General features: G+C 52.0%; 29 protein-coding genes and 1 pseudogene. 7 read left to right on the top strand and 23 right to left on the bottom strand.

Annotated elements, in window-relative coordinates:
- Window positions 1–37: 37 nt before the first annotated feature.
- Both A7098_RS11855 and A7098_RS11850 read right to left on the bottom strand, forming a co-directional pair.
- Window positions 38–916, bottom strand: a complete 879-nt coding sequence (locus A7098_RS11855) for a U32 family peptidase (RefSeq protein ID WP_032226531.1) — start codon at window positions 914–916, stop codon at window positions 38–40.
- Between the two features lie 8 nt (window positions 917–924).
- Window positions 925–1,920, bottom strand: a complete 996-nt coding sequence (locus A7098_RS11850; protein WP_000421305.1) for a peptidase U32 family protein — start codon at window positions 1,918–1,920, stop codon at window positions 925–927.
- Between the two features lie 208 nt (window positions 1,921–2,128).
- Between A7098_RS11850 and A7098_RS11845 the strand changes: the two genes are divergently transcribed.
- Together A7098_RS11845 and A7098_RS11840 are read left to right on the top strand one after the other, a co-directional pair.
- Window positions 2,129–2,653, top strand: coding sequence for an SCP2 domain-containing protein (locus tag A7098_RS11845; protein WP_001517154.1), 525 nt, complete (start codon window positions 2,129–2,131; stop codon window positions 2,651–2,653).
- Window positions 2,647–3,150, top strand: a complete 504-nt coding sequence (locus A7098_RS11840; protein WP_000908553.1) for a GNAT family N-acetyltransferase — start codon at window positions 2,647–2,649, stop codon at window positions 3,148–3,150. The genes A7098_RS11845 and A7098_RS11840 overlap by 7 nt, the downstream gene beginning before the upstream one ends.
- Here the strand turns inward: A7098_RS11840 and yhbQ are convergent.
- A complete protein-coding gene (yhbQ, locus tag A7098_RS11835) occupies window positions 3,137–3,439 on the bottom strand; it encodes a DNA damage response exodeoxyribonuclease YhbQ (RefSeq protein ID WP_105280847.1) in 303 nt (100 codons plus the stop codon). The genes A7098_RS11840 and yhbQ overlap by 14 nt on opposite strands.
- A gap of 50 nt (window positions 3,440–3,489) precedes the next feature.
- Between yhbQ and A7098_RS11830 the strand changes: the two genes are divergently transcribed.
- Window positions 3,490–3,933, top strand: a complete 444-nt coding sequence (locus A7098_RS11830; protein ID WP_105280846.1) for a YhbP family protein — start codon at window positions 3,490–3,492, stop codon at window positions 3,931–3,933.
- Here A7098_RS11830 and yhbO read toward each other — a convergent pair.
- The gene (yhbO, locus tag A7098_RS11825) at window positions 3,913–4,431 is read right to left on the bottom strand and encodes a protein/nucleic acid deglycase (RefSeq protein WP_000037602.1); all 519 of its coding nucleotides are present in this window, start codon (window positions 4,429–4,431) and stop codon (window positions 3,913–3,915) included. The genes A7098_RS11830 and yhbO overlap by 21 nt on opposite strands.
- 127 nt (window positions 4,432–4,558) lie before the next feature.
- On the opposite strand from yhbO, the gene A7098_RS11820 reads away from it, so the two are divergent.
- Complete coding sequence (locus A7098_RS11820; protein WP_105280845.1) at window positions 4,559–5,194, top strand: NAD(P)H-binding protein; 636 nt, start codon at window positions 4,559–4,561, stop codon at window positions 5,192–5,194.
- A gap of 72 nt (window positions 5,195–5,266) precedes the next feature.
- Window positions 5,267–6,307 carry a permease gene (locus A7098_RS11815; RefSeq protein ID WP_105280844.1) on the top strand — a complete coding sequence of 347 codons (1,041 nt, stop codon included), beginning with the start codon at window positions 5,267–5,269 and terminating at the stop codon, window positions 6,305–6,307.
- Window positions 6,308–6,774: 467 nt separating this feature from the next.
- Here A7098_RS11815 and dolP read toward each other — a convergent pair whose 3' ends face one another.
- From dolP to lpoA, 4 genes are read right to left on the bottom strand one after another with little or no spacing between them, the layout of a single operon-like run.
- Window positions 6,775–7,350, bottom strand: a complete 576-nt coding sequence (gene dolP / locus A7098_RS11810; protein WP_000646033.1) for a division/outer membrane stress-associated lipid-binding lipoprotein — start codon at window positions 7,348–7,350, stop codon at window positions 6,775–6,777.
- A 9-nt stretch (window positions 7,351–7,359) separates the two neighbouring features.
- Window positions 7,360–7,950: a DnaA initiator-associating protein DiaA gene (gene diaA / locus A7098_RS11805; protein WP_001158034.1), complete on the bottom strand. Its 591-nt coding sequence runs from the start codon at window positions 7,948–7,950 to the stop codon at window positions 7,360–7,362.
- Between the two features lie 19 nt (window positions 7,951–7,969).
- Window positions 7,970–8,365 (bottom strand): YraN family protein, encoded by a 396-nt coding sequence (locus A7098_RS11800; protein WP_000246839.1) that lies wholly within the window; start codon window positions 8,363–8,365, stop codon window positions 7,970–7,972.
- Window positions 8,323–10,359, bottom strand: a complete 2,037-nt coding sequence (lpoA, locus tag A7098_RS11795; protein WP_105280843.1) for a penicillin-binding protein activator LpoA — start codon at window positions 10,357–10,359, stop codon at window positions 8,323–8,325. The genes A7098_RS11800 and lpoA overlap by 43 nt, the downstream gene beginning before the upstream one ends.
- Window positions 10,360–10,423: 64 nt before the next feature.
- On the opposite strand from lpoA, the gene rsmI reads away from it, so the two are divergent.
- Window positions 10,424–11,287, top strand: coding sequence for a 16S rRNA (cytidine(1402)-2'-O)-methyltransferase (gene rsmI, locus A7098_RS11790; RefSeq protein WP_000809261.1), 864 nt, complete (start codon window positions 10,424–10,426; stop codon window positions 11,285–11,287).
- Window positions 11,288–11,336: 49 nt separating this feature from the next.
- On the opposite strand, the gene A7098_RS11785 is transcribed toward rsmI, so the two are convergent.
- The 12 genes and pseudogenes from A7098_RS11785 to kbaZ all read right to left on the bottom strand — a co-directional run bounded on the left by A7098_RS11785 (window position 11,337) and on the right by kbaZ (window position 20,875).
- The gene (locus tag A7098_RS11785; protein ID WP_105280842.1) at window positions 11,337–12,050 is read right to left on the bottom strand and encodes a galactosamine-6-phosphate isomerase; all 714 of its coding nucleotides are present in this window, start codon (window positions 12,048–12,050) and stop codon (window positions 11,337–11,339) included.
- A 68-nt stretch (window positions 12,051–12,118) separates the two neighbouring features.
- Window positions 12,119–12,217, bottom strand: a pseudogene (locus A7098_RS24225) (hypothetical protein); the annotation flags it as partial.
- A 61-nt stretch (window positions 12,218–12,278) separates the two neighbouring features.
- The gene (gene agaD / locus A7098_RS11775; protein ID WP_105280840.1) at window positions 12,279–13,070 is read right to left on the bottom strand and encodes a PTS galactosamine transporter subunit IID; all 792 of its coding nucleotides are present in this window, start codon (window positions 13,068–13,070) and stop codon (window positions 12,279–12,281) included.
- The gene (agaC, locus tag A7098_RS11770) at window positions 13,060–13,863 is read right to left on the bottom strand and encodes a PTS galactosamine transporter subunit IIC (protein WP_032226370.1); all 804 of its coding nucleotides are present in this window, start codon (window positions 13,861–13,863) and stop codon (window positions 13,060–13,062) included. The genes agaD and agaC overlap by 11 nt, the downstream gene beginning before the upstream one ends.
- Before the next feature lie 38 nt (window positions 13,864–13,901).
- Entirely contained in the window at window positions 13,902–14,378 is a 477-nt protein-coding gene (agaB, locus tag A7098_RS11765) for a PTS galactosamine transporter subunit IIB (RefSeq protein WP_000098036.1), read from the bottom strand.
- A gap of 166 nt (window positions 14,379–14,544) precedes the next feature.
- Window positions 14,545–15,405, bottom strand: a complete 861-nt coding sequence (gene kbaY / locus A7098_RS11760) for a tagatose-bisphosphate aldolase subunit KbaY (RefSeq protein ID WP_000022777.1) — start codon at window positions 15,403–15,405, stop codon at window positions 14,545–14,547.
- A gap of 12 nt (window positions 15,406–15,417) precedes the next feature.
- Complete coding sequence (locus A7098_RS11755; protein ID WP_001114846.1) at window positions 15,418–16,566, bottom strand: AgaS family sugar isomerase; 1,149 nt, start codon at window positions 16,564–16,566, stop codon at window positions 15,418–15,420.
- A gap of 423 nt (window positions 16,567–16,989) precedes the next feature.
- Complete coding sequence (gene agaF / locus A7098_RS11750) at window positions 16,990–17,424, bottom strand: PTS galactosamine/N-acetylgalactosamine transporter subunit IIA (RefSeq protein ID WP_105280839.1); 435 nt, start codon at window positions 17,422–17,424, stop codon at window positions 16,990–16,992.
- Between the two features lie 17 nt (window positions 17,425–17,441).
- Window positions 17,442–18,320 carry a PTS N-acetylgalactosamine transporter subunit IID gene (gene agaE, locus A7098_RS11745; protein ID WP_105280838.1) on the bottom strand — a complete coding sequence of 293 codons (879 nt, stop codon included), beginning with the start codon at window positions 18,318–18,320 and terminating at the stop codon, window positions 17,442–17,444.
- Window positions 18,310–19,089 (bottom strand): PTS N-acetylgalactosamine transporter subunit IIC, encoded by a 780-nt coding sequence (gene agaW, locus A7098_RS11740; RefSeq protein ID WP_000406229.1) that lies wholly within the window; start codon window positions 19,087–19,089, stop codon window positions 18,310–18,312. The genes agaE and agaW overlap by 11 nt, the downstream gene beginning before the upstream one ends.
- Window positions 19,090–19,099: 10 nt before the next feature.
- Entirely contained in the window at window positions 19,100–19,573 is a 474-nt protein-coding gene (gene agaV, locus A7098_RS11735) for a PTS N-acetylgalactosamine transporter subunit IIB (RefSeq protein ID WP_001132990.1), read from the bottom strand.
- A 21-nt stretch (window positions 19,574–19,594) separates the two neighbouring features.
- A complete protein-coding gene (kbaZ, locus tag A7098_RS11730; protein WP_105280837.1) occupies window positions 19,595–20,875 on the bottom strand; it encodes a tagatose-bisphosphate aldolase subunit KbaZ in 1,281 nt (426 codons plus the stop codon).
- Window positions 20,876–21,124: 249 nt separating this feature from the next.
- Here kbaZ and agaR point away from each other — a divergent pair, with 249 nt between their 5' ends.
- Window positions 21,125–21,934, top strand: coding sequence for an aga operon transcriptional regulator AgaR (gene agaR, locus A7098_RS11720; RefSeq protein ID WP_105280836.1), 810 nt, complete (start codon window positions 21,125–21,127; stop codon window positions 21,932–21,934).
- Window positions 21,935–21,988: 54 nt separating this feature from the next.
- Here the strand turns inward: agaR and yhaV are convergent, their stop codons facing one another.
- The 3 genes from yhaV to garD all read right to left on the bottom strand — a co-directional run bounded on the left by yhaV (window position 21,989) and on the right by garD (window position 24,508).
- Window positions 21,989–22,453 carry a type II toxin-antitoxin system ribonuclease toxin YhaV gene (gene yhaV / locus A7098_RS11715; protein ID WP_032221941.1) on the bottom strand — a complete coding sequence of 155 codons (465 nt, stop codon included), beginning with the start codon at window positions 22,451–22,453 and terminating at the stop codon, window positions 21,989–21,991.
- Entirely contained in the window at window positions 22,453–22,788 is a 336-nt protein-coding gene (prlF, locus tag A7098_RS11710) for a type II toxin-antitoxin system antitoxin PrlF (protein ID WP_016159726.1), read from the bottom strand. The genes yhaV and prlF overlap by 1 nt, the downstream gene beginning before the upstream one ends.
- A 148-nt stretch (window positions 22,789–22,936) precedes the next feature.
- A complete protein-coding gene (gene garD, locus A7098_RS11705; RefSeq protein WP_105279315.1) occupies window positions 22,937–24,508 on the bottom strand; it encodes a galactarate dehydratase in 1,572 nt (523 codons plus the stop codon).
- Window positions 24,509–24,947 lie beyond the last annotated feature (439 nt).

Below are 24,947 nucleotides of genomic sequence, written 5' to 3'. Positions count from 1 at the left end.
AGAGTAGTTAAAGTTGTTAACAAAGTGAGCTATTTACTTACGCTTGCAGCTCCAGCCCAGCCAGCCGTCGCCAGTAGCCGTTACAATCGCTGTTTGCCGTCAATGGCAGTGGAGCAGCGCCATTTTCATTGGCGCGGAAGGCGTCGAGCATAGCGAAAGTGTCAGCACCCTGCGGCGACAGACGAACCACATCAACCAGCCCCTGCATGGATGTCAGCTCGTTACCGAGGTTGTAAACATAGCCGCTCATGGTCTGAATGCCGTTGAGCACAAACACTTGCTGATTCTCTTGCGACAGCACGTTGCGCCCGTTCGGATACTTAATGCAGCAGGTTTCGCACTCATCTTTCGGGCGGTCTTCCGAACGCGCGGTAAAGCAGCGGGCAGAGTACGCCAGAGGCAGATGACCGTAGCTCAGGACTTCCACTTCAAACTGGTTGCGAATGCCCAGCTCATCGCACTGATTGAGCAGATTCACCAGCCAGTCGCGGGAAAGCTCCACTGGCATACACCAGCGCATCATGCCCTGTTTGAGCAATATTTTCAGCGTCACCGCGTTGTAGCAGTTTAGCGCGTGCCCGGCGACGAACGGCAGTTTACGTTCAGCGCACATATTCACCACGCCGAGATCGCTGGCTTCAATCAGGAACTCACCATTCTCAACATAGCGTTTCAGTTCGCCCAGTTCGGAGGATGCCTGCACCAGCGCCAGCGTGGAGAGCACAATCTGCTTGCCACTCCCGGCGAGCGATTTTGCCATCTCCAGCCAGTCGCCAACTTTGGTTGCCCGACGCTTGCTGCACACGGCTTCACCGAGATAAATCACATCGGCGCTGCTGGTGGCGGCCTGCTGATAAAATTCTTCCAGCGTCTCTTTTGGCCAGTACCACAGCACCGGCCCTAAGGAATATTTCATTGCTTTTCTCACTGCCATTTACGGTGATACGCGCCAAGGGTGGTTTGCGTGCCTTCGGACATCGACCCGAGCGTCTCCATCCACGCGCTTTGCGGTACGAAGTTTTGTGGATCGGCTTTACAACGGTCGATAGCCTGACGCCAGACTTTCGCCACCTGGCTGACATACGCCGGGCTACGCTGGCGGCCTTCAATTTTCACCGAAGCAATATTTGCCGCCATTAACTCTGGCAGTAGTTCCAGGGTATTGAGGCTGGTTGGTTCTTCCAGCGCGTGATAGCGTTCGCCGTCCACCAGATAACGCCCTTTACACAGCGTTGGATAACCCGCGTTTTCGCCGTCCTGATAACGGTCGATCAGCACTTCGTTAAGACGGGATTCCAGCCCCTGTGGCGTTTGTTGCCAGCGCACGAAGCGAGCCGGAGAACACGCACCGACGGTGTTGGGCGACTCACCTGTCAGATACGACGACAGATAGCAACGGCCTTCCGACATAATGCACAGGCTGCCGAAAGCGAACACTTCCAGTGGTACAGGCGTGACCCGCGCCAGTTGTTTCACCTGATGAATCGACAACACGCGCGGCAGCACCACGCGTGCAACGTCAAAATGGCGATGATAAAAGTTAATCGCCTCTTCATTGGTCGCCGAAGCCTGCACCGATACGTGACGCTCAATATGTGGATAACGCTCGGCGGCGTACTCCAGCATGGCGAGGTCGGCGAGGATCAGCGCGTCGGCACCCAGCTGCGCCGCCATATCCACGGCGCGCTGCCAGCGGGCGTAACCGTCCGGGTGCGCAAAAGTGTTAATCGCGATGTGAAGTTTGCGGCGATGTTGATGGACAAAACTCACCGCTTCCTGCAATTTTTTCTCGGTAAAGTTAAGGCCGGCGAAGTGACGGGCATTGGTATCATCTTTTAGCCCGATATAAACAGCATCTGCGCCGTTTTCGATGGCCGCCTTAAGCGCCGGGAGATTTCCGGCAGGGCAGAGCAGCTCCATAATTTTTCCTGAAGGTTGCGCTATCAAAACGCAAAAATGTTAACGAACTGGGATTTTAGTTAACCTTGCTGCGACAATTTTTGATTTAAGGCAGTTAAAGTTGTATTGGTGGTAGCAGCAATTTCATATGGAATTGTTGATTTATACCGCTATGTTATTTTCCTGATATGGCAAAATAGGACGATTGTTGAAACAGGGAGTAAAACTCGTGTTGGATAAACTGCGTTCCCGTATTGTGCATTTGGGGCCATCTCTGTTGAGTGTACCGGTAAAACTGACGCCATTTGCGCTAAAACGCCAGGTTCTTGAGCAGGTCTTAAGCTGGCAATTCCGTCAGGCGCTGGACGACGGCGAGCTTGAGTTTCTTGAAGGCCGCTGGTTAAGTATTCATGTGCGTGATATTGACCTGCAATGGTTTACTTCGGTGGTGAATGGCAAACTGGTTGTCAGCCAGAACGCGCAAGCTGATGTGAGTTTTAGTGCCGACGCCAGCGATCTGCTGATGATTGCGGCGCGTAAACAGGATCCGGATACGCTCTTCTTCCAGCGTCGACTGGTGATTGAAGGCGATACGGAGCTGGGGCTGTATGTGAAAAACCTGATGGACGCCATTGAACTGGAGCAAATGCCGAAAGCCTTACGCATGATGCTGCTGCAACTGGCGGATTTTGTTGAGGCGGGAATGAAAACCACGCCTGAAACCAAACAGACATCGGTAGGTGAACCATGCTAATTCGAGTAGAAATTCCCATTGATGCGCCGGGTATTGATGCCCTGCTGCGTCGTTCATTCGAAAGCGATGCGGAAGCGAAGCTGGTTCACGATCTGCGTGAAGATGGCTTTCTGACGCTGGGGCTGGTGGCGACAGATGACGAAGGTCAGGTCATTGGCTATGTGGCATTTAGTCCGGTTGATGTGCAGGGAGAAGATCTGCAATGGGTCGGCATGGCACCGCTGGCGGTTGATGAAAAATACCGTGGGCAGGGGCTGGCACGCCAACTGGTTTATGAAGGACTCGATTCGCTTAATGAGTTCGGCTATGCCGCAGTGGTGACGCTGGGCGATCCGGCGCTGTACAGTCGTTTCGGCTTTGAACTGGCGGCACATCACGATCTGCGTTGCCGCTGGCCGGGCACTGAAAGCGCCTTCCAGGTACATCGTTTAGCGGATGACGCGCTGAATGGCGTAACTGGTCTGGTTGAATACCACGATCATTTCAATCGCTTTTAATCTCCGGGGTTTGCAGACTGCTTAACAGCTCTGCAAACCCTGCGCCTTCCGCTACCAGACGCTCTTTCTGCCGTTTGGTTAGTTGCTTAACGCGATATTCCGCCCGTAGCGCCAGCGAATGGTCGCCAACTGGTGCGGAAAACGCCAGCGTCAGTTCACCTTTCCCACGCAGTGCTTTCGCCCCTTTACCGCTCTGGTGCTGCTGATAGCGACGTTCGACATCCGTGGTAATCCCGGTATAAAGCTTATTATCGACGGTACGAATCAAATAGAGATACCAGGGTGTCATCGTTTGTGTCACATGTTAAGGTCAGGCCAACAGTATAAAAGAGAACAGCAATGGAAACACTCACCGCCATCAGCCGTTGGCTGGCAAAACAACATGTTGTCACCTGGTGTGTGCAGCAGGAAGGGGAACTGTGGTGCGCCAATGTCTTTTATCTTTTTGATGCACAGAAAGTCGCCTTCTACATTTTGACGGAAGAAAAAACGCGTCACGCGCAGATGAGCGGATCGCAGGCGGCTGTTGCCGGAACGGTAAACGGTCAGCCGAAAACAGTAGCGTTAATTCGTGGCGTGCAATTTAAAGGTGAGATCCGCAAACTGGAAGGTGAGGAAAGCGACCTTGCGCGTCAGGCGTACAATCGCCGCTTTCCGGTTGCCAGAATGCTGTGGGCACCGGTTTGGGAAATCCGGCTCGATGAAATCAAATTCACCGACAACACGCTGGGCTTTGGTAAAAAAATAATTTGGTTACGTGACTCAGGCACCGAGCAGGCGTAACGCCTCGCGGTTAAACGCTGGCAGATCGTCCGGCGTCCGGCTGGTAACCAGCTGATCTTTATCGACCACCACTTCCTGATCGTAAAATTCCGCGCCCGCGTTTTTAACATCAATAATAATCGGTTTAACGGCGGTCAGCTTACGACCGCGAATCACATCGGCGCTAATCAGCAGTTGCGGGCCGTGGCAGATAGCGAAGACCGGTTTACCGCTATTCACAAAATCTCGCGTGAAGGTGACAAAACGATTATCACCACGCAGATAATCCGGTGAATGACCACCAGGAAGCAGCAGGGCATCAAACTCTGCTGGCGTCACTTCATCGATGGATTTATCGATAGTCACGCTGGCTTCCCCTTTTTTTCCTTTCACCGTTTTACCCGCTTGCTTTTCAATGGTGACAACTTCGTGTCCGGCTTTACGAAATGCATCTGCGGGTGAAGTAAATTCTGAATCCTCAAATTCATCAGTGATTAAAACTGCAATCTTTTTACTCATGCTTCCTACGCGTTGTTGCATTGAATGAGGCGAATTTCCCACAATCGGGGATAATTACCTCGTAGACTATTAAGCCTGGTGCATGTACCGGGGAGTGCAAGGCGGACAATTCTGTAAAGGAGCGAAGATGAGTCAGGTACTGATTACAGGCGCAACGGGGCTGGTGGGCGGTCATCTACTGCGGATGTTGATTAACGAACCGAAAGTAAACGCCATTGCTGCGCCGACGCGACGCCCGTTGGGCGATATGCCAGGCGTGTTCAATCCCCATGATCCACAACTGACCGACGCGCTGGCGCAGGTCACCGATCCGATAGATATTGTGTTTTGTTGTCTTGGCACCACGCGGCGGGAGGCGGGTAGCAAAGAAGCGTTTATTCATGCCGATTACACGCTGGTCGTGGACACCGCGTTAACCGGACGGCGGCTGGGTGCACAGCATATGCTGGTGGTTAGTGCCATGGGCGCAAACGCGCATTCGCCCTTTTTCTATAACCGCGTCAAAGGGGAGATGGAAGAAGCATTAATCGCCCAGAACTGGCCGAAATTGACCATTACTCGCCCGTCGATGTTGCTGGGCGATCGAAGCAAACAGCGGATGAACGAAACGCTTTTTGCGCCGCTGTTTCGTTTGCTGCCTGGCAACTGGAAATCCATTGATGCACGGGATGTGGCGCGGGTCATGCTGGCAGAAGCCATGCGGCCTGAACATGAAGGGGTGACTATTTTAAGCTCTTCAGAACTACGCAAAAGAGCTGAATAATTATTCCCAAGGATTGATAGTGAGCGTAATATTCACGCGCTCAATTATCATAACTTATTCCTGGGGAATGCTATGACTGGTCAGTCTTCATCTCAGGCGGCAACGCCCATTCAGTGGTGGAAACCCGCGCTTTTCTTTCTCGTTGTCATTGCCGGACTTTGGTATGTGAAATGGCAACCCTACTACGGCAAAGCGTTTACCGCCGCCGAAACCCACAGTATCGGTAAATCAATACTCGCGCAGGCGGATGCCAATCCGTGGCAGGCAGCGTGGGATTACGCGATGATCTATTTCCTTGCGGTATGGAAAGCGGCGGTGCTGGGGGTGATGCTTGGGTCGTTGATTCAGGTGCTGATTCCACGTGACTGGTTGCTGCGTACGCTTGGGCAATCGCGCTTTCGCGGGACGCTGCTGGGAACGCTGTTTTCGCTACCAGGTATGATGTGTACCTGCTGTGCGGCACCGGTCGCGGCGGGGATGCGTCGCCAGCAGGTGTCGATGGGCGGTGCGCTGGCATTCTGGATGGGGAATCCGTTGTTAAACCCGGCGACGCTGGTGTTTATGGGGTTTGTTCTCGGCTGGGGCTTTGCGGCGATTCGTCTGGTGGCGGGGCTGGTGATGGTGCTGCTGATTGCGACGCTGGTGCAAAAATGGGTGCAGGAGACACCACAAACGCAGGCACCGGTCGAAATTGACATGCCGGAAGCGCAGGGCGGATTTTTTAGCCGCTGGGGCAGGGCGCTGTGGACGCTGTTCTGGAGTACGATCCCGGTTTATATCCTTGCAGTACTGGCGTTGGGTGCCGCTCGCGTCTGGTTATTCCCCCATGCCGATGGCGCTGTTGATAACAGCCTGATGTGGGTAGTGGCGATGGCGGTAGCAGGATGCTTGTTTGTCATTCCCACGGCGGCAGAAATTCCGATTGTGCAAACGATGATGCTGGCAGGTATGGGAACCGCTCCGGCGCTGGCATTGTTGATGACGCTCCCGGCCGTGAGTTTGCCGTCACTGATTATGCTGCGTAAAGCGTTTCCGGCGAAAGCCTTATGGCTGACCGGGGCGATGGTGGCGGTGTCTGGTGTGATTGTCGGCGGGCTGGCGCTGTTGGCCTGAAACATGTCGGATGCGGCGTAAACGCCTTATCCGACCTACGGTTTGCGTCGTTGTAGGCCTGATAAGACGCGGCAAGCGTCGCATCAGGCAACGGCAGTAGGATGCGGCGTAAACGCTTTATCCGACCTACGGTTTGTGTCGTTGTAGGCCTGATAAGACGCGGCAAGCGTCGCATCAGGCAACGGCAGTCGGATGCGGCGTAAACGCCTTATCCGACCTACGGTTTGCGTCGTTGTAGGCCTGATAAGACGCGGCAAGCGTCGCATCAGGCAACGGCAGTCGGATGCGGCGTAAACGCCTTATCCGACCTACGGTTTGCGTCGTTGTAGGCCTGATAAGACGCGGCAAGCGTCGCATCAGGCAACGGCAGTAGGATGCGGCGTAAACGCCTTATCCGACCTACGGTTTGTGTCGTTGTAGGCCTGATAAGACGCGGCAAGCGTCGCATCAGGCATTACAATGCGTTGTTATTTAATAAACGTAAACGCCGTGGTCACCCGCTTCACGCCGCTCACCCGGCTGGCAATATCTGCCGCCGCTTTTGCTTCACGTTCAGTCACCAGTCCCATCAGGAACACTTCGCCGTTTTCGGTGGTCACTTTCACGTTGGACGATTTCACCAGGTCGCTGGTTAACAGTTGCGAACGCACTTTGGTGGTGATCCACGTATCGTTAGACGCTTCGCCCAGACCAATCGGCTGACCCTGACGAATCTCGTTATACACTTCGTTGGCACCGTCTACGCCCATAGCAATCTGTTTGGCGCGAGCCGAAAGTTCAGCATTTGGAGACTGCCCAACCAGCAGCACTTTGCCCTGATAGGCCGTTACATTAATGCGTGCTTCTTTCTTAATCTGTTCGTCTTTTGACAATGCGCTGTTCACGCGCACTTCCAGAGTACCATCGTCCACCTGGGTGCCGACACTGCGGGGGTCGGTCGCCGCTTTAGTACCCACAGCGGCAGTACCTACTACGGCAGCGGCAACACAACCTTGCAACAGCAGCGCGGAAATAAGGACTGCGATTGGCGATAATGCCTTCATGTATTCTCCTTAATCATCCTGGTGAGGGAAAAGCGTGTTATCGATCAGATCGCACAGGCAATTTACCGTCAGCATATGCATTTCCTGAATGCGAGCACTACGATGCGAAGGAATGCGGATCTCCACGTCCTGTGGCCCTAACAAACCGGCAAGTTCGCCGCCGTCATAGCCGGTCAATGCCACAATGGTCATATCACGTGTCACGGCGGCTTCAACTGCTTTTACGATATCGCGGCTGTTGCCACGGGTAGAAATGGCTAATAACACATCTCCCGCATGTCCCAGCGCCCGCACCTGTTTTGCATACACTTCATCATGTAAGCGATCGTTGGCAATCGCCGTTAAGACAACATTATCAGTATTTAGTGCAATGGCAGGTAGGCTGGGTCGTTCCGTTTCGAAACGGTTGATCATGCTGGCAGCAAAATGCTGTGCATTGGCAGCGGAAGTTCCATTACCACAACAGAGGATTTTGTTGCCATTGAGCAGAGACTGAACCAGCGTCATGGCTGCACGGGAGATGGCATCCGGAAGCGCCTCTGCCGCTGCAATTTGAGTTTGAATGCTTTCAGTGAAGCAAGCTTTGATTCTTTCTTGCACGCTAATCCTTAAACCTTAATTATGAGTGGTCATTAAAGGCGTCCTTAATCCACTCAACCTCATTCCCGGTGAAGGCTACCACATCGAACCGGCAATCCACAGTATCAAAACTCCCATTATGACGCGCGAGCCACAAGCGGGCAGTCTGTAATAATTTGTGTTGTTTGCTGCGGGTCACACTGGCTGCCGCGCCGCCATAAAGTGCAGAACGGCGGTAACGCACCTCGACAAAAACGGTGGTCTGGCCTTCATGCATTATCAGATCAATCTCGCCGCCACGCTCGTTCACGTTAGCGGCGACAAAGCGCAGTCCTTTGCCTTCCAGCCAGCGACGCGCTTGTGCTTCCCACGCATCGCCGGTCTGTTTAGTGGTTAACTGGCGGGGACTACCTGACCTTGTTGGTACTGTAGCCATGATAACTTCCTGTTAATCACGCAATCCGGGTTAGCCGTCAGACTTCCGGTATTACCGTTGATTTCAAAACCCTGAACCTGGCGCATTTGCGAGAAATGATTCGCCAGTGACCAGGCATCGACGCCCATCGCATACATGCGCGCCAACGAATAATCATTATTTACCGCACTGAGCGCCTGCTGCATTAACGGCAGATTACCGCCTGCCAGCATCGGGATTTCGCTGTACTGCAAGCCTTCCATCTCCAGTCGGAAATCCGGGCCAGCAGAGCCTCCTGCGCTGCGGGAGCTGGCGTACAACGTTGCACCGCTGTGACTGCCGTTGCGCATGGCGATCATCGGTTTGATGAAGGCGATTTCGGCTGGCGTTGCCACAATGTACACCGCATCGACACGACCGCCATTATCGATGAACTGGTCTCTGGTCGGCGTGGTTTGCAGGGTTGGATTGTTGGTCGTCATGCCGGAGTCGGTTGTCGCTCTGGGTGTAATCGGGCTACCTGTTAAAGCGATACCTGAACGGCCGTTAACACCCGCGTGTAATTCGCTGGTGGAACCAAATTTTTGTTGCAAAACGGTGCCGCCGCCGAGTTTCTGCCACTCTTGCGCAAACGCATTGGCTACGCGATCGCCCAATGAACTGCGTGGGATCAGTACCAGCGGTGCTTGTTTACCCTGGTCACGAATATGACGCGCTGCATCGCGCGCTTCATCTTCTGGCGATAGCGCGAAGTAACAGATATTGGCGCGATTTTCGATATTTTCCGGCTGATTGAGTGCCAGCACGTTCAGCGGGGTGTTGCTCTTGAGCAACTCCTCAACGTTATTTTTTAGCAGTGGACCGACTACAATACTCGCGCCATCCTGCTGAACCTGGTTGAGGATCTGGCTAAGTGGTTGTGATGAGGTATCGTAGATTTTCAGTTCTGCGGATGGATTCGCCGGAGAGCTTACCGCTGCGGTGCTTGCCGGAGGGGCGCTTACAGGCACCGGCTGTGCGGCGGTTTCTTCACCTGTCAGATCGCTAACAGGCGCTTGTGCCGGGCTGGCAACGCCGTCTACGGTTTGCGGCTGGGGTTGTTCTGCTACGTTAGCGGCAGGCGCGGCTGCTACCTGAGCCGCTACTGGCTGAGTGTCGATATTTTTCGCCGCTTCAAAGCCTTGCTGAATAGTGCGGCCAAACACTGCGGCCTGACCATTCAACGGCAACAGCAGGGCGATTTTGTTGGTTGACGCAGGTTTAAACGCTTTTACATTTACCAACTGCGTTGGCAGCATTTTCGCGCCCGGATTGTTCGGGTAACGTTTCTGCCAGTCGGCGATCCCGGCTTTCATCATGTCGGGGTCATTGCGGTTATCAAACCAGATGCGTTGCAGATCCAGCCAGCCTTGTAGGATGTTTTCGTCGGCGTTGATCACCAGCGTATTCGCCTGCTGCTGGGTCATGGCGGAGAGCGCCTGCCAGGTGGCATCGATATTCTGCTGTTTTTCTTGCGCACCGAGTAACGGTTCCTGAGCAATTAATGCGCGCAATAAATCAATGGAAGGACGTCCCTGACTGGCATCGATTTTTGCCTGCCAGTAACGCGCCTGCTGGTTCTGCTCTAAATCTGCCGGAGTAATTTTAGCCAGCAAGGTCTGCGCGCCAGCAAAATCTTTTTGTGTCAGCTTAATCTCTACCGCCAGCAGAGATTTTTCGCGACGCTGGATATCGTTCAGTTCTTGCGGCAGCTGGTTAAACAGTTCAACCGCCTGCCCGGTTTTACCTTCTTTCACCAGTGCACGAATGGCGAGTAATTGCCAGTTGATCCTGGTATCATCAGAGCTTTGCTGCATCTGCTGAAGATAAAAGGCAGAATCGGCCTGCGCCGTGCCCTGCATATAGGCAGTGGACTGATCGGGTGTATGGGTGCCACAACCGGCGAAAATCAGGGCTGCCAGAACAACAGGCAGACAACGCGCGGCTTTCAAACGAGAAAATGTTGAGGGTACCATAATGTATCCAGTGATATTTTTTTTACGCAATTCTCAATATTAAATCGGCAATACGGACGACACAATGAAACAACACCAATCGGCGGATAATTCTCAAGGTCAGCTCTACATTGTACCGACGCCAATCGGCAATCTGGCGGATATCACCCAGCGTGCGCTGGAGGTATTACAGGCCGTTGATCTGATTGCCGCCGAGGATACGCGTCATACCGGTTTGCTGCTGCAACATTTTGGGATAAACGCCCGACTGTTCGCCCTGCACGACCATAACGAACAACAGAAAGCCGAAACGCTGCTGGCGAAGCTGCAAGAGGGACAAAACATTGCGCTGGTTTCTGATGCCGGAACGCCGCTGATTAACGACCCTGGCTACCATCTGGTGCGTACCTGCCGTGAAGCGGGGATTCGCGTGGTGCCGCTACCGGGACCGTGTGCTGCTATCACTGCATTAAGCGCCGCTGGTTTACCATCCGATCGCTTTTGTTATGAAGGCTTTCTGCCCGCCAAATCGAAAGGTCGCCGTGATGCGCTAAAAGCGATTGAAGCGGAACCGCGCACGCTGATTTTTTATGAATCGACCCACCGTCTGTTAGATAGCCTGGAAGATATCGTCGCGGTGCTGGGAGAGTCCCGCTACGTGGTGCTGGCGCGAGAACTGACCAAAACCTGGGAAACCATTCACGGCGCGCCCGTTGGCGAGCTGTTGGCGTGGGTAAAAGAAGATGAAAACCGTCGCAAAGGTGAGATGGTACTGATTGTCGAAGGACATAAAGCGCAGGAAGAAGACTTACCCGCCGATGCACTGCGCACGCTGGCGCTGCTACAGGCAGAACTGCCGCTGAAAAAAGCGGCGGCGCTGGCAGCAGAAATTCACGGCGTGAAGAAAAACGCGCTGTATAAGTATGCGCTGGAGCTGCAAGGGGAGTGATTACAGGCATTGCAGCAGGAACAGAGCTGCGATGCCTGTACTTGGTGAGTTAACGGCTACACATCTCATCAATTACGCATGTGAAATAGTTATGCAGCCATAAAAACGAAGCCGGGATCGTGGTGGAGACTTTAGCCGTGAGAAAACGTTCTGTCGCATCCTGCTTTCCTTCGCCAGTCACCAGTAATAAAACTTCGCGGGCATTGAGAATATCCTTCAAGCCTAAGGTGATCCCGCGAGTCACGGGACGACCAGCGGTTTTTAACATCTCATGTTGCTGGGTTTTCGCGTCAAGTTGGCTGATATGGCAGGCCGGTTGCAGGCTTTCTCCCGGTTCGTTCAGCCCAAGATGACCGTTTTTCCCTAGTCCGAGAACGCACAAATCGAGACCGCCTTTGCGCGCAATCAGATTCGTTACCCGCTCGCACTCTGTCTCGTTTATCTCTTCGGAGCGAAAGCTGATGAGCTGGTCTTCACGTAACCCCAGCGGCTGCACGATATGCTGCTGAAGGAAAGTTTCGCAGGTGCCGGGCACGGTTAATGGCAGATCCACCCATTCGTCGAGCTTCACGAAGGTCAGTTGGCTGACATCAACGTGCTGCTGGTGGATTTTTTCTACCAGATAATGATACGTCAGTAATGGCGTCGCTCCGGTCGCCAGGCAAATCACGGCATTTGGTTTGCTACGGATCACGTCCAATAAATATTCGCTGGCGCGTTCACTTAACACCGTATAGTTTTCAACTTGCTGTAAGGTTTGCATGAGGAGAAATTCCTTGTGTAGAGAGGCACCACCAGGTGTGATACGGAGACCGATGACAAACGCCAAATTGCCTGATGCGCTACGCTTATCAGTCCTACATTGTTTCTGCAATATATTGAATTTGCATGATTTTGTAGGCCGGATAAGGCGTTCACGCCGCATCCGGCATGGACAAAGCGTACTTTGTCAACAATCTGAGGCTGCGTCAGATGCAGTGCCTCGTTCCATTTACAAAATGCCGAATGCGGAACAAACAATAGAGAGCACAAACGTCACGCCGATTAACAGCACCGGATGCGCTTTTTTCACCCGCAGGAAGTAATACATCAGCAGGGTATAGGCCATCGGTAAAATATTCGGGAAGACTTTATCGAAGAAATCCTGCTGCAGTGCGACGCTGTGGCTACTGTCGATAGCAAACGACGTCACCACGTTAATATGCACATACGAAGCGATCAGTCCGCCGATTACCGTGATTCCGAGGATGGTTGCCGAACGGGCGATCATTTGCGAGTTCTCTCGTACTTTATCGATCGCCTTCACGCCGACCGAATAACCGACGTGGGTCCAACCGACGCGCAGGAAAAAGATAAGCAGGTAAACGGCGAAAAACAGAATCGGCCCCAGCAGGTTTCCCTGGCTGGCGAATGATGAGCAAATCCCCGCCATAATTGGCAACAAGGTAAACCAGAAAATCGCATCGCCAATTCCGGCGATTGGGCCAAACAGCGCCACTTTCAGACCTTTAATGGTGTCGCGGTTTTCCCCTTTCTCTTCCATCGAAATTAATAACCCCATCAGGAATCCGACCAGATTTGGGTGGGTATTAATAAATTCGAGGTTATCTTTCATTGCCGCGCTTAAGCCCGGTTTGTCGTCCTTATAAATCTTTTTCAGGATCGGCAACATTACCCAGGTAAAACCGCCTGCCTGCATCCTTTCGTAGTTAAAGCTCGCTTGCAGCAGCGACGAACGAAAGCCCAGACGGGTGATATCTTTTTTACTGATTTCAGATCCCATTGCTGTAGTCCTCTTCTTCATTTTTACTGGCAACGGGCTGCGGTTGCGCTTGCTGCCGGGATTTCGCATTGAAAAACTCATACACCGCAAAGCCTGCGCCCAGTACGGCAACCGGCAACAGGTTGCTGACCTGGATGTAGCAAACAAACAGGAAACCGGCGATCAGGTAAGGAATATATTGCGCTTTGAACATCACGCGCAGCAGCAGGCCAAAACCAACGGCAGGCAGAATGCCGCCAGCCACTTCAAAGCCGTGGGTCAACCAGGCGGGCATTGCTTTTACCAGCGCCTGCATCGCACCCTGCGCCAGGTAAGTACAGAGGAAAGCAATCACCGCATACGAAAAGGCAACAATCAGCATCGTTGTCCAGTTAAGTCGGGAAAACGCTGCTGTATCCGCCTCTTGTGCGCATTTATCGGCTTTGGTCATAAATAATGAGAAAGCGGAATAGAAGAACAGAATGACGTATTGCATTAACAAACTAAACGGCAGGCCAAGACCAATTGCCGTTTTGGCATCGACGCCCGTAGACCACGCAATGACGGTGGTCATCAGACCCGCCATAATTGGGTTGGGCGGCTGAACACCCCCGGCAGGGGTTAATCCGGCGAAAGCCAGCTCTGTCAAGCCACCGGTAATTAAGCCAGTCTGAATATCACCGAGAATAGCACCTGTAAGGGTACAAACGATTATCGGGCGGAATAAAAATAAGGCTTCCAGCCAAAAATCAATCCCCAGAACGAAAACTAATGCCGCCAGGGATAATCCCTGAAGTAGGGTTATTTCATGCATTTTTATTACCTCAAACCAGTATTAAGGCGATGTTAGATTTAGTCAGGGATTTGTTCTTTTTGATCGCCCGGGACGTCCTGAATAAAAACATTCACGCCGCGTTGTTTAATAAAGCGTAAGTCCGTGAGATCCTGGTCATCGACATAAACTTTACTACTTATTTGCTTTTTCCCTTCCGAGAAATGCATATTGCCGACGTTGACATCTTTCAGATCAATGCCACCTTCTACTAATTTACGTACCGTTTGCGGCGTACGGCAAATCAGAAAAATCTTCTGATGTGGTGCAGCTTTGCCGATGACATTAATGGTTTTTTCGACAGTAAAGAAACGGATACCAAAGCCGTAGGTTTCCGCAGTAATACCCATCAGTTTCTGTTGGATATCATCGTTAGCGACAACATCATCCACGACCACCAGCAGATTCGCACCGATGGTGGATGTCCAGGTCACGCCAACCTGGCCATGAACCAGACGGTTATCGATACGGGTTAAGAGAATATTTGGACTGCTCATTGTATAATCCTCACCATAAATTTGAATAATATAATCTTTTTAAATATATTATTGTTGCGATATTGTACTGATGTATTTATTAAGGTTTACTCATTTCCTTTGCCATTAAGGCACTACCCAATATTAGTCGAGCAGTACTTATTAATAAATCGTATAAATTTAATGGTTATGCTGAAATTCGATTCGCCGAACCACAGACATTAATTTTATTCCTGACAACGTCTTTCATTGCATCCATGCCGACGCGCATATAATAGCGAGGATCATTACCCTGCGGGTTTTCCGCAAACCAGGCTTTAACCGCGCCGGCGAAGGCAATTTTCAATTCCGTGGCGACATTAACTTTCGTCACACCCAGTTTAATAGTCCAGCGAACAAATTCATCCGGGACATCGCTGGCGCCATGCAGTACCAGAGGGATGTCTACCATTTCACGAATTTCCGCCAGCCGCTGAAAATCAATTTTCGGTATTTTCCTGTACAGGCCATGCGCCGTACCAATCGCCACAGCCAGGCTGTCGACGCCAGTCAGTTCGACAAAACGTCTGGCTTCTTGTGGGTCGGTGAGGAACGCGCTTTCGGCGTCAACACTTATATCATCTTCCACGCCTCCCAGACGGCCCAGTTCCGCTTCCACGCTGCAATCCTGCGAGTGGCAGAAGTCGACGACCGATTTCACCAGTTTTACGTTTTCAGCAAACGGGAAGTGACTGCCGTCGATCATCGCGCTGCGCACGCCAGCGTGGACTTTACGGCGAATATCATCGAGCGATTCGTGGTGGTCGAGATGCAGCACAAGCGGCATGTTGTAGGTTGTGGAATAGGCACTACACAGGGCGTAGATCTCTTCCAGCGCGATATGTTTAAAAGTCCCTGGCGTCCCGGCGAGGATCACCGGCGATCGCATTTCACTGCACACTTCGAGGATCGCCTGGATCGTCTCGGCGTTATGGATGTTAAACGCAGGCACCGCGTAGCCATTGGCCTGGGCGTCTTGTAACAGATATTTGGTGGAGATAATGCTCATAATGCGATCCTCTTATTCCTGCCACGGATGAATAATTACGCCTTGCACCACGCGGTTTACGGTGCCACTGGCTGATGGGGAATCCGGCGTATTGCCCATATGCAGCGACTGCATCAGTGCAAACGTCTGGGCGTACATCAGGAAGCAAAATGCCTGCTCAACGTCGATAAAGTGACGGGATGGCGGCAGGATGATATGCGGGCCGGCGGCAACAATGTCGTTGCTTTCAGCGGCGATGGCGATCACGCGCATTGCCTGGTTGTCGCGGCGGAGTTCTGCCAGCAGATCAAGATCATACTGACGGGTGTAGGGGTGGCTGGAGACAAACACCACGACCAGCGTTTCATCATCGACCAGCGATTTCGGGCCATGACGGAATCCGGTCGGGGAATCATAAAAGGCCGCCAGTTTACCCGCCGTCAGTTCCAGCACTTTCAGCGCCGACTCACGTGCCGCGCCCTGTAAGCCACCGCTGCCGAGATAAACGATCCGTTTCCACGGCGCGTAACCAAACACGCCTTCGCTGAAATCGCCGAGCGAGGTCAGGATCGCCTGGCAACGATCCGCCACGTCGCGGAAGGTCTGGCTGTTGATTGTCTCAGGCGCGAAAACCGCGAGGCAGCTGGCCATCATGGTGGTAATACTGCTGGTCATCGCAAAGCCGCGATCGTGCGTTTCTGCGGGCATCAGCAGGGCAAACGCGTTATCGCTGTTGAGCGCGTTTTGATAGAGATCGCCCGCTTCATTGCAGGTGATCGGCAGGTGATAGCACTCCGGTACAAATTGATTTGCCAGTTCCACGGCGGCGACGCTTTCCGGGCTATTGCCGGATCGACCGAAGGAGATCAGCAGCAGCGGATGCGCTGGATTCAGGTAGTCCATCGGATTGGTAACCAGATCGGTGGTCGGTACGGCGCTGAAGTTTTTGCCGGTATGGCTGGCGAGCCACGGCGCGATGATGTCACCGATAAATGCCGAGGTTCCGGCACCGGTCAGGATTACCCGCAGGTTCTCTTTGCGCAGTAACGGTTCAAGAAAGTTATTGAGCGCGGAACGTAGCGCGTCAATGTTGGCGAGCGAACGAAGCCACGCGCGAGGCTGATGGCGGATCTCTTCTTCAGTCCATGTACCGGTGGTGGCAGGGGGGTAATTTTCTGGCATAACTCAATCCTTAGTTTGATGAACTTGACGTCGGGCGTTATAGCTTTCGCTTGCCTTTCGTTTCATTTCACTTGGTGATATCTTTCGTTGATTAAAATTTATAGAAAAGAAACTGAAAGTTCAATGAAGAGAAAGGAAATAAAACGAAATTTGTGATCGTTGAAAGAAAAGACAAGGGAAGATAAAGGGATTGTTTGATGGGGGGATATTTGCACCGATTGCCGGATGCGGCGTAAACGCTTTATCCAGCCTGGCTGTCACCAACCGTAGGTCGGATAAGACGCGTCAGCGTCGCATCCGACACCGGTGCAAAAGTCAAAACAAAAGAAAAAAGGCCTTGTGAGGGAAGTGAAAGCCAGATAAAGAAACGAAAGTGTAAAACGCCACTCACAGTCTTTTACCAATAGCGGCGGGGCGCTTACCTCATATTCCTTCCTCGACCGGACATTCTTTATGGCAGCGGCCTAACTCGTCCACCAGACTGGTCAGCCCACGGTGTCCGCACTCCAGCGCCTGCACACGGAATTCTTCTCCGCTTAACCCTTCGCGCTCCAGCACCATTTCCAGTAATAGTTGCAAATTGGTGCCGGTGATCACTTCACAGCCCGGTTTTTGCATCGCCAGCGTTGAAGCTACGCGAAACGGTGTGCCGCCCAGCAAATCCGTCAGAAAAACAATGCCGTCTTCACAATCCAGTTGGGCGATGGCTTCTTCAAGCTGCGATGTAAGCAGCGCGGTGCTTGAGCTTTCCGGAAAATCGATGGCGATAAACTGCGATTGCTCGCCGAGGATTTGCTTCATTGCTTTTTCCATGCCGCTGGCAAATCCGCCATGCCCTGTCAAAATAATACTTAACATCTAATACCTCATTGTATTTAAAGGAAATGACAGAATTTACCGACGATGCCGAGTACCACGGTAACTGCAATCAGGCGCAGCGGACTCCAGCCGCGGCGTACCAGCCAGAACATGGTCAGGGTGTAGACCAGCGGTAAGAAGGCAGGCATCAGTTTGTCGATAACGTCAGTCTGTAGCTTAACCACTGCGTCGCCTGCCGTGATTTCCAGCGTGGTGCTTAATCGGACATAGGTTGCTACCAGCGCGCCGATCACCGTCATCCCGACGATAGACGCCGCATGACCGACTTTTTTGGTATTCGCTTTAATTAGCGGGATCGCCGCCACGCCCATTCGATAAGCGTAATGCGCAAGACCAAAACGCAGACCGAGATGCACCACGTTGAATAACACGATAAATACCACGGCGCCGAGAATAGAGCCTTGCAACGCCAGACTGGCACCAATCCCGCCGCAAATTGGCAGCAACGTCAGCCAGAACATCGCATCGCCAATCCCGCCGAGCGGCGCACCGACAGCAATTTTGGTGCTCTGAATACTGTTAACGTCCTGCTTAGAACGCTCCATCGCAAGGATAATGCCGATCACAAACGTCACCAGAAACGGGTGAGTATTGAAAAAGCCCATATGGCCTTTCATGGCGCGCGCCAGGTCGCGTTTATTGGTATGGATCTTTTTCAGTGCAGGCAGCAGACCGTACAACCAGCCGGAAGCCTGCATACGTTCGTAGTTGAAAGAAGCCTGTAACAGCATGGAACGCCATGCGACGCGATTGATATCTTTTTTCGTTAACTCCGCGCCAATGCTTTGATCTTCATATACGTTTTCATTGACGCCAGTCAGCAGTGCTTCTTCGTTTTCACTGACGTTCGGCAGGGTCGTTTGATTAGATGCCATCTTCAAATTCCTCTTTCTGTGCCGCAGGTTGAATCGGTTCGGGAGATTTACGCAGCAGGTCGATCAGCGCCATCGCCAGCGCGGCAGCAGCAATAGCCAGCACCGGTAACTTGAGCCAGGCGGCGGCAACAAAGCCCAGGATGAAGTAGGGGATGTAGACGTTTTTCATCATGATTTTCAGCAGTACGGCAAAACCGATTGCTGGCATGATGCCGCCTGCGACACCGAGGCCGTCGATTAAGCGTTGCGGCAGGACATCAATGATGGTTTTGGCATGTTCCGCACCGAAGTAAATCGGCAGGAAAGCGCAGAGAAAATAGAAGATGCCGAGCGCCAGCAGCGCCAGATAGTTCACGCGCTCAATGCCGCGCGTATCGGCATTTTCCGCCATCCGGTCGCAACGGGACATCACGCCGGACATCACCGAGAACAGGAAGGTAATCCCCATCTGTACCGCGACGGCGAAAGGTACGGCGATACCGACCGCGACATCGGGTTTCACGCCGGTGGTAATAGCAAATGCCGTACCGACTATAGTACCGATAATTACGTTAGGCGGCTGTGCGCCCGCCAGCGGAGCCAGTCCCATCCATACCAGTTCCAGCGTACCGCCGGTTAAAATACCGGTATGTAGATCGCCAAGTACCAGCCCAACCAACGGTCCAAGAACCACCGGGCGATGTATATGGGTTAAGCCATTAAACATATCCAGGCCAGCGATAAAGGCGAGAATGCCCAACACGAATGCCTGCAACAGACTGATTTCCATAATGAATCCCTCAAAGTAATTTAAAGAGCTCCACAGCAGGTTCTGTCGGGACGCCCTGAACGAAGCATTCCACTCTGGCGGTTTTCAGATCGTTAAACGCCGCGATATCACCCGCATCTACAGAAACCGTTTTGGTGATTTGCTGCTTGCCATTGGTGTAATGCATATTGCCAACGTTAATGCGACTCACCGGGACACCACCTTTTACCAGCGTCAGGAAATCGGCTGGTGTTTTGCAAACCAGCAGGATTTTCTGCCGGTCAGCGGCGCGATGGATATTGTCGATCACTTTTTGCAACGACCAGAAACGCACGGCGATCCCTTCTGCCAGTACCATTTCCATCAGGTTTTGTTGTACCGGATCTTCAGCAACCTCATCATTGGCTACCAGAACCAGATTTGCCCCCGCAAATCCGACCCACTGAACGCCGACCTGACCGTGAATCAAGCGTTCATCAATCCGGCTTAAAACAATATTTGGCATAGCGTGTTCCTCTTGTTTTGGTTATTGGCCTCCACAGGCTGTGTGGTACTGCGCCAGGATGTCCTGAATATGGTTGATAATGAGCGCCCTCGGCGTTGGTTGTAGCTCGCCGGAGCGAACTTTGACGTATTGCAGCGGCAGATACTGGCTGATGAGCGGCAGCGGAATTGGGGCATCCGCCAGGTTACGAATCAGATGGGCGAAAGCGTTATCAATCTGGCTGTCCGGCCAGTAGTAGCGCACGCGATCTGAGTAGCTGTAACCGCGTGCCAGACGACGTGCGTTGCCGTCACCGTGGTAGTGGCTTTGCCAGTATTCCGGGCGATCGAGCATCACGTTTTCCAGTATCTGACGCAGACCGGAACAGGCTTTCGCTGGCACCAGCTCTTCTTCAATCGCCGCCAGAGAAAACAGGGCTTCACGCAGGGCGAAGGTCAGCGCCGGGCCAACTTTCAGAATGGCAAAGTGGTCGATTACCAACTGGCGCAGCGATTGCAGCGTTTGATAATCGGTAGAGTGAGCTTCGAAAATCAGCGTTTCATAGTGTTCAACCATCTGGCTTAAGGCGGTCGCTTTGGCTGGCTGATAATCAATAACGTTGGTGTGATCGAATTCGACGCCGGGTTGTACTACCAGGGCAATGATGCGTGGCCAGATGGCATTCAGACCCTGCTTTTCAAAAGCGTGACGATGAGCTTCCAGCGTGGCGCGGGCGGCATCCGGCGTGGTGACCGCCAGTTCGCTTAAGGTTTCATGAGCGCCGCCAGGCACCGGCACTTCAGTACCAATGACATACACCAGATCGGCTTCGCCAAAGTGTTCGCGGCAGGTTTCTTCCGCCACTTTCGCCAGACGGGCAGCGCGTTCAGCCACGATATCATCGGTTAAGGGAACCGGATCGCCCTGACAGGACATACTGCAATCAAGATGGATTTTTTTGAACCCCGCCGCGACGTAGCTTTTAATCAAATCATCGGCATTGGCCATCGCCTGAGCGGCAGGCAGATTCTGCCAGCGGTTTGGCCCCAGATGGTCACCGCCGAGAATCAACGCGTCTTGCGGGAAATTCAGCGAGTCGGCAAGCTGGCAAACAAAGCCGCGAAAATCGGCGGGCGTCATTCCGGTATATCCGCCGAACTGATCCACCTGATTGGAGGTTGCTTCAATCAGTAACGGCGTTTGGTTTGCGAAGGCGTAGTGGATGGCGGCTTCCAGTACCAGCGGATGCGCGGAGCAAACGGCATAAATCCCATTTGTTTTGCCCTCTTTGTGCTGTCTCACCATTTCTATCAGATATTTCACTTTCCTCTCCAGGCCAGATAACTGCCATTGCTGATCTTTCGTTTTGTTTCAGTTGATACTGCGTCATGGTGAGGTAAAAATAAAACGAAAGGTAATTGTTTTCTGATCTGATTCACAAAAGAAACATAATGAAAGCTTCTGAAACAGGAGTCGCTTGCGTCAACGGGCAAGGTGGGCTTGCATTTGCTTAATAGAACGGTATTAATAATAAAAACGAAATGAAACGAAAGCTTTACGAAAGGATTTTCTATGAGTAATACCGACGCATCAGGTGAGAAACGAGTGACTGGCACCAGCGAACGACGAGAGCAGATCATTCAGCGCCTGCGTCAGCAAGGGAGTGTGCAGGTTAACGATCTGTCAGCATTATTTGGCGTTTCTACCGTGACGATCCGCAATGATCTGGCGTTTCTGGAAAAACAGGGGATCGCCGTGCGTGCGTATGGTGGCGCGTTGATCTGCGATGGCACGACGCCGTCAGTTGAGCCTTCGGTGGAAGATAAAAGCGCGCTGAACACGGCGATGAAACGCAGCGTTGCGAAAGCTGCCGTTGAGTTGATTAAGCCAGGTCATCGGGTGATCCTCGACTCCGGAACCACCACCTTTGAGATTGCCCGTCTGATGCGCAAGCACACCGACGTAATTGCGATGACCAACGGTATGAACGTGGCCAATGCTTTGCTGGAAGCTGAAGGGGTGGAACTGCTGATGACCGGAGGGCATCTGCGCCGCCAGTCGCAATCTTTTTACGGCGATCAGGCTGAACAATCGCTGCAAAATTACCACTTCGATATGCTGTTTCTCGGCGTAGACGCTATCGATCTGGAGCGCGGCGTCAGCACGCACAATGAAGATGAAGCTCGTTTAAACCGCCGGATGTGCGAAGTTGCGGAACGGATCATCGTGGTCACCGATTCCAGTAAGTTCAACCGCTCCAGTTTACATAAGATCATCGATACTCAGCGGATCGATATGATCATTGTCGATGAAGGCATTCCTGCGGATAGTCTGGAAGGACTGCGAAAGGCTGGGGTTGAGGTGATTCTGGTCGGGGAGTGAGAAATGGTGCCCGCTGGTCAAAACGGATGCGTTCGGCGGGCATTGTGAACACCATCAATGGGTTTCTTCAGTCTCTCTGGTGAGGGTTTCCCAGTCGGCAGGAGGATGTCCTCTTTTTAACATTTTGCTGAATACGGTATAGGCATCTGTTTTTTTACCGTAGGTGCGCAGCGTGTTTTCATCGTTCATCCATCCCAGAATGATGACTTTCTCTTTTTCGCTGTAACGAAAGAAGAGACGATAACGACCAGCGCCAAATTTTACCCGTGACCAGTCTTTATTTTTCCCTGAGCCTAACGACTTGCCATGACGGAATGCCGGTGATGATGGATTGACCGTGATATGCTCCTCAATAACTTTATGTACTACTGCCAATAACTTTGTGGCGGCTTTTTTCTGATAATTTTCAGGATCTTTCCCCTTTAATGTCTCAACTTCGGCAACTAAAGCGTCGTAGGTTTCCTGAAAGCAGGGATGAGCATATAGCGCCCAACCATTAACCCTTTGTGGAAAATCCATTATTCGTCGTCGCCAATCTCATCATCAATGTTGACGTCCATGCCAGCGACAAGTCTCTTTCCTTGTTGAATTTCGAATGGACGAGTTTTTTGCGGGTTGTTCTGGATATCTGCATCCAGAAAACGCAAAAATGCATTCATAGTATGATCCTCCTGTTCATCTCCCACACGGCACATAAATACTTGCCCACCAGGCAGGATTTCGTAATGAATGCTGTCCAGGCCTGGCTTCAGTTTTAAGGCCTCACGCACTGGCGCGGGGATAGTTGTTTGTCCGCGTATCGTGACCTTTGATTCAGTGGTCAGTACAGCGTTAGAGCGAGCATTAGCGGGCATTGTTCACTGTCCTTTTACAGCCTTTTTTCTGCTCAAATTATAATCTTCAACTAAGGTAATGCAAATGCATTATTAATGGATGACGGGACTTGAAACAATAAAAACATGGCACTAAGGCCATGTTTTGCGAGGCGCGTTCCAAAAGAAATCAGGTCACCGGCGCCGGGTTAAACACCGCCAGTTGGTTATGCAGTCCCCATTGATCCGAGAAGGTTTTCTTCTTCCCGCTGGCGACATCGAGAATAAAGTGGAACAGCTTCCAGCCCACCTCTTCAATGGTCTCTTCGCCGGTGGCGATAGTGCCCGCATTAATATCCATCAAATCAAACCAGCGGTTCGCCAGTTCGGTGCGGGTCGCCATTTTAATGACCGGCACCGCCATCAGACCGTACGGTGTGCCGCGACCGGTCGTAAATACTTGCACGGTAATCCCTGAAGCCACCTGTTGGGTGCCACAGACGAAATCGCTGGCTGGCGTCGCGGCGTAAATTAATCCGCGTTTGGTCGGACGCTGACCGGGTGACAGCACTTCTACAATCGCGCTTTTACCCGATTTAGCAATGGAGCCGAGTGCCTTTTCCACCACGTTTGCCAGACCGCCTTTTTTGTTACCCGGCGAAGGGTTGGCGCTGCGGTCGGTTTTCCCCATATTGAGATAGTTGTCGTACCACTCCATCTCTTCCAGCAGGCGCTTGCCAACCTCTTCGTTAACAGCGCGCGGCGTCAGCAGATGAATGGCGTCACGCACTTCCGTGACTTCTGAGAACATCACCGTTGCGCCGCAGCGCACTAGTAAATCAGATGCATAACCCACTGCCGGGTTTGCCGTTACACCAGAAAACGCATCGCTGCCGCCGCACTGCATACCGACAACCAGTTCTGAAGCTGGACAGGTTTCTCGCTGCCGTTGATTTAATTTGTGCAGATGGCGATCGGCAACTTGCAAAATATCCTCGACCATTGACTGAAAACCGACATGTTTTTCATCCTGCAAGCTGACAATACTGGCACTTTCCACTGGAATAGCCGGTACATCATCCGTGCCGATCAGCAGGCGCTCAGGTTGCAATTTCTCGCAACCCAGACCAATCACCATCACCTCACCGCCAAAGTTTGGGTTAAGCGAAATGTTGTGAATAGTACGAATAGGCACCACCGCCGCCGGAGCGTTAATCGCCACGCCACAACCGTACAGATGATTCAGCCCCACCACGCCATCGACGTTCGGGTATTTCGGCAGCAGATCGCGTTCAATGATTTTCACCACGTAATCCACCACGCCCGCCACACAGTGGACGCTGGTGGTGATGCCGAGCAGGTTTTTGGTTCCCACGCTGCCATCGGCATTGCGATAGCCTTCAAAGGTATAACCTTCAAGCGCCGGTAAGGGTTCCGGCACTTTAGTTGCCAGTGGCAGCGTGTGTAATGGCGGCGCTTCCGGCAGTACTACCATTGATTCGTCGATCCAACTTCCGCGTGGGATCGCGCGCACGGCGTAACCAATCACTTCGCCATAACGAATAATTTCACCACTAGCCGGAATGTCCAGCAATGCGACTTTATGCCCCTGGGGAATATGTTCAATTAATTCCAGCCCATCCGGAAAACGCGTTCCTGCTTTCAGGCCATTATCATTAACAATAATTGCCACATTATCTGTGTTGTGAACTTTTATATAAAACGCAGTCGGCGTTTCTTGTCTGATTTCGATGTTGGCCATTATCCCGTTTTCTCCGGTCGCTGGTAATAATAAATTTATGTTGATTGATTCTGATGACAGAAATAATTTTATCTGCGAGATGGAATAAGAGTGTCAGGAGATGAAAAGTCAGTATGTGATCAACATCACTAATTATCGTGATAGCAGGGCAACCGGGGCAGGCAAAGCGTAAATATGTGCATTGGCACGCAGCGTGATAGGCATATGCTCAAAATAATATTTATATCAGACAAACATAATGAGCATTTGCACAATGCCTATTGTTTCTGTGCTGATTATACTCATTGTCGAAAACGGATTTATTATTGTGCAGTGGCCAATATTCGTTAATAGAATATTTAATAAATAGCACTGACCTTTTTGCTATCGACTGAATATAAACATGATTAGTGGGATTGATGAATAAGGAACGCATGTGCCTTTTTAATCTTACTGCCTA

It is taken from the genome of Escherichia sp. MOD1-EC7011 (genome assembly GCF_002965005.1).
Taxonomy (GTDB): domain Bacteria; phylum Pseudomonadota; class Gammaproteobacteria; order Enterobacterales; family Enterobacteriaceae; genus Escherichia; species Escherichia ruysiae.
The sequence above is the reverse complement of the archived record's forward strand: the minus strand, read 5'-3'. Positions and strand labels throughout refer to the sequence as shown.

Excerpts from the sequence above, each read along its gene's own strand:
- A7098_RS11855 (WP_032226531.1), bottom strand. The coding sequence starts at position 916 with ATGAAATATTCCTTAGGGCCGGTGCTGTGGTACTGGCCAAAAGAGACG.
- A7098_RS11850 (WP_000421305.1), bottom strand. The coding sequence starts at position 1,920 with ATGGAGCTGCTCTGCCCTGCCGGAAATCTCCCGGCGCTTAAGGCGGCC.
- A7098_RS11840 (WP_000908553.1), top strand. The coding sequence starts at position 2,647 with ATGCTAATTCGAGTAGAAATTCCCATTGATGCGCCGGGTATTGATGCC.
- yhbQ (WP_105280847.1), bottom strand. The coding sequence starts at position 3,439 with ATGACACCCTGGTATCTCTATTTGATTCGTACCGTCGATAATAAGCTT.
- A7098_RS11830 (WP_105280846.1), top strand. The coding sequence starts at position 3,490 with ATGGAAACACTCACCGCCATCAGCCGTTGGCTGGCAAAACAACATGTT.
- yhbO (WP_000037602.1), bottom strand. The coding sequence starts at position 4,431 with ATGAGTAAAAAGATTGCAGTTTTAATCACTGATGAATTTGAGGATTCA.
- A7098_RS11820 (WP_105280845.1), top strand. The coding sequence starts at position 4,559 with ATGAGTCAGGTACTGATTACAGGCGCAACGGGGCTGGTGGGCGGTCAT.
- A7098_RS11815 (WP_105280844.1), top strand. The coding sequence starts at position 5,267 with ATGACTGGTCAGTCTTCATCTCAGGCGGCAACGCCCATTCAGTGGTGG.
- dolP (WP_000646033.1), bottom strand. The coding sequence starts at position 7,350 with ATGAAGGCATTATCGCCAATCGCAGTCCTTATTTCCGCGCTGCTGTTG.
- A7098_RS11800 (WP_000246839.1), bottom strand. The coding sequence starts at position 8,365 with ATGGCTACAGTACCAACAAGGTCAGGTAGTCCCCGCCAGTTAACCACT.
- lpoA (WP_105280843.1), bottom strand. The coding sequence starts at position 10,359 with ATGGTACCCTCAACATTTTCTCGTTTGAAAGCCGCGCGTTGTCTGCCT.
- rsmI (WP_000809261.1), top strand. The coding sequence starts at position 10,424 with ATGAAACAACACCAATCGGCGGATAATTCTCAAGGTCAGCTCTACATT.
- A7098_RS11785 (WP_105280842.1), bottom strand. The coding sequence starts at position 12,050 with ATGCAAACCTTACAGCAAGTTGAAAACTATACGGTGTTAAGTGAACGC.
- agaD (WP_105280840.1), bottom strand. The coding sequence starts at position 13,070 with ATGGGATCTGAAATCAGTAAAAAAGATATCACCCGTCTGGGCTTTCGT.
- agaC (WP_032226370.1), bottom strand. The coding sequence starts at position 13,863 with ATGCATGAAATAACCCTACTTCAGGGATTATCCCTGGCGGCATTAGTT.
- agaB (WP_000098036.1), bottom strand. The coding sequence starts at position 14,378 with ATGAGCAGTCCAAATATTCTCTTAACCCGTATCGATAACCGTCTGGTT.
- kbaY (WP_000022777.1), bottom strand. The coding sequence starts at position 15,405 with ATGAGCATTATCTCCACCAAATATCTGTTACAAGACGCCCAGGCCAAT.
- A7098_RS11755 (WP_001114846.1), bottom strand. The coding sequence starts at position 16,566 with ATGCCAGAAAATTACCCCCCTGCCACCACCGGTACATGGACTGAAGAA.
- agaF (WP_105280839.1), bottom strand. The coding sequence starts at position 17,424 with ATGTTAAGTATTATTTTGACAGGGCATGGCGGATTTGCCAGCGGCATG.
- agaE (WP_105280838.1), bottom strand. The coding sequence starts at position 18,320 with ATGGCATCTAATCAAACGACCCTGCCGAACGTCAGTGAAAACGAAGAA.
- agaW (WP_000406229.1), bottom strand. The coding sequence starts at position 19,089 with ATGGAAATCAGTCTGTTGCAGGCATTCGTGTTGGGCATTCTCGCCTTT.
- agaV (WP_001132990.1), bottom strand. The coding sequence starts at position 19,573 with ATGCCAAATATTGTTTTAAGCCGGATTGATGAACGCTTGATTCACGGT.
- agaR (WP_105280836.1), top strand. The coding sequence starts at position 21,125 with ATGAGTAATACCGACGCATCAGGTGAGAAACGAGTGACTGGCACCAGC.
- yhaV (WP_032221941.1), bottom strand. The coding sequence starts at position 22,453 with ATGGATTTTCCACAAAGGGTTAATGGTTGGGCGCTATATGCTCATCCC.
- prlF (WP_016159726.1), bottom strand. The coding sequence starts at position 22,788 with ATGCCCGCTAATGCTCGCTCTAACGCTGTACTGACCACTGAATCAAAG.
- garD (WP_105279315.1), bottom strand. The coding sequence starts at position 24,508 with ATGGCCAACATCGAAATCAGACAAGAAACGCCGACTGCGTTTTATATA.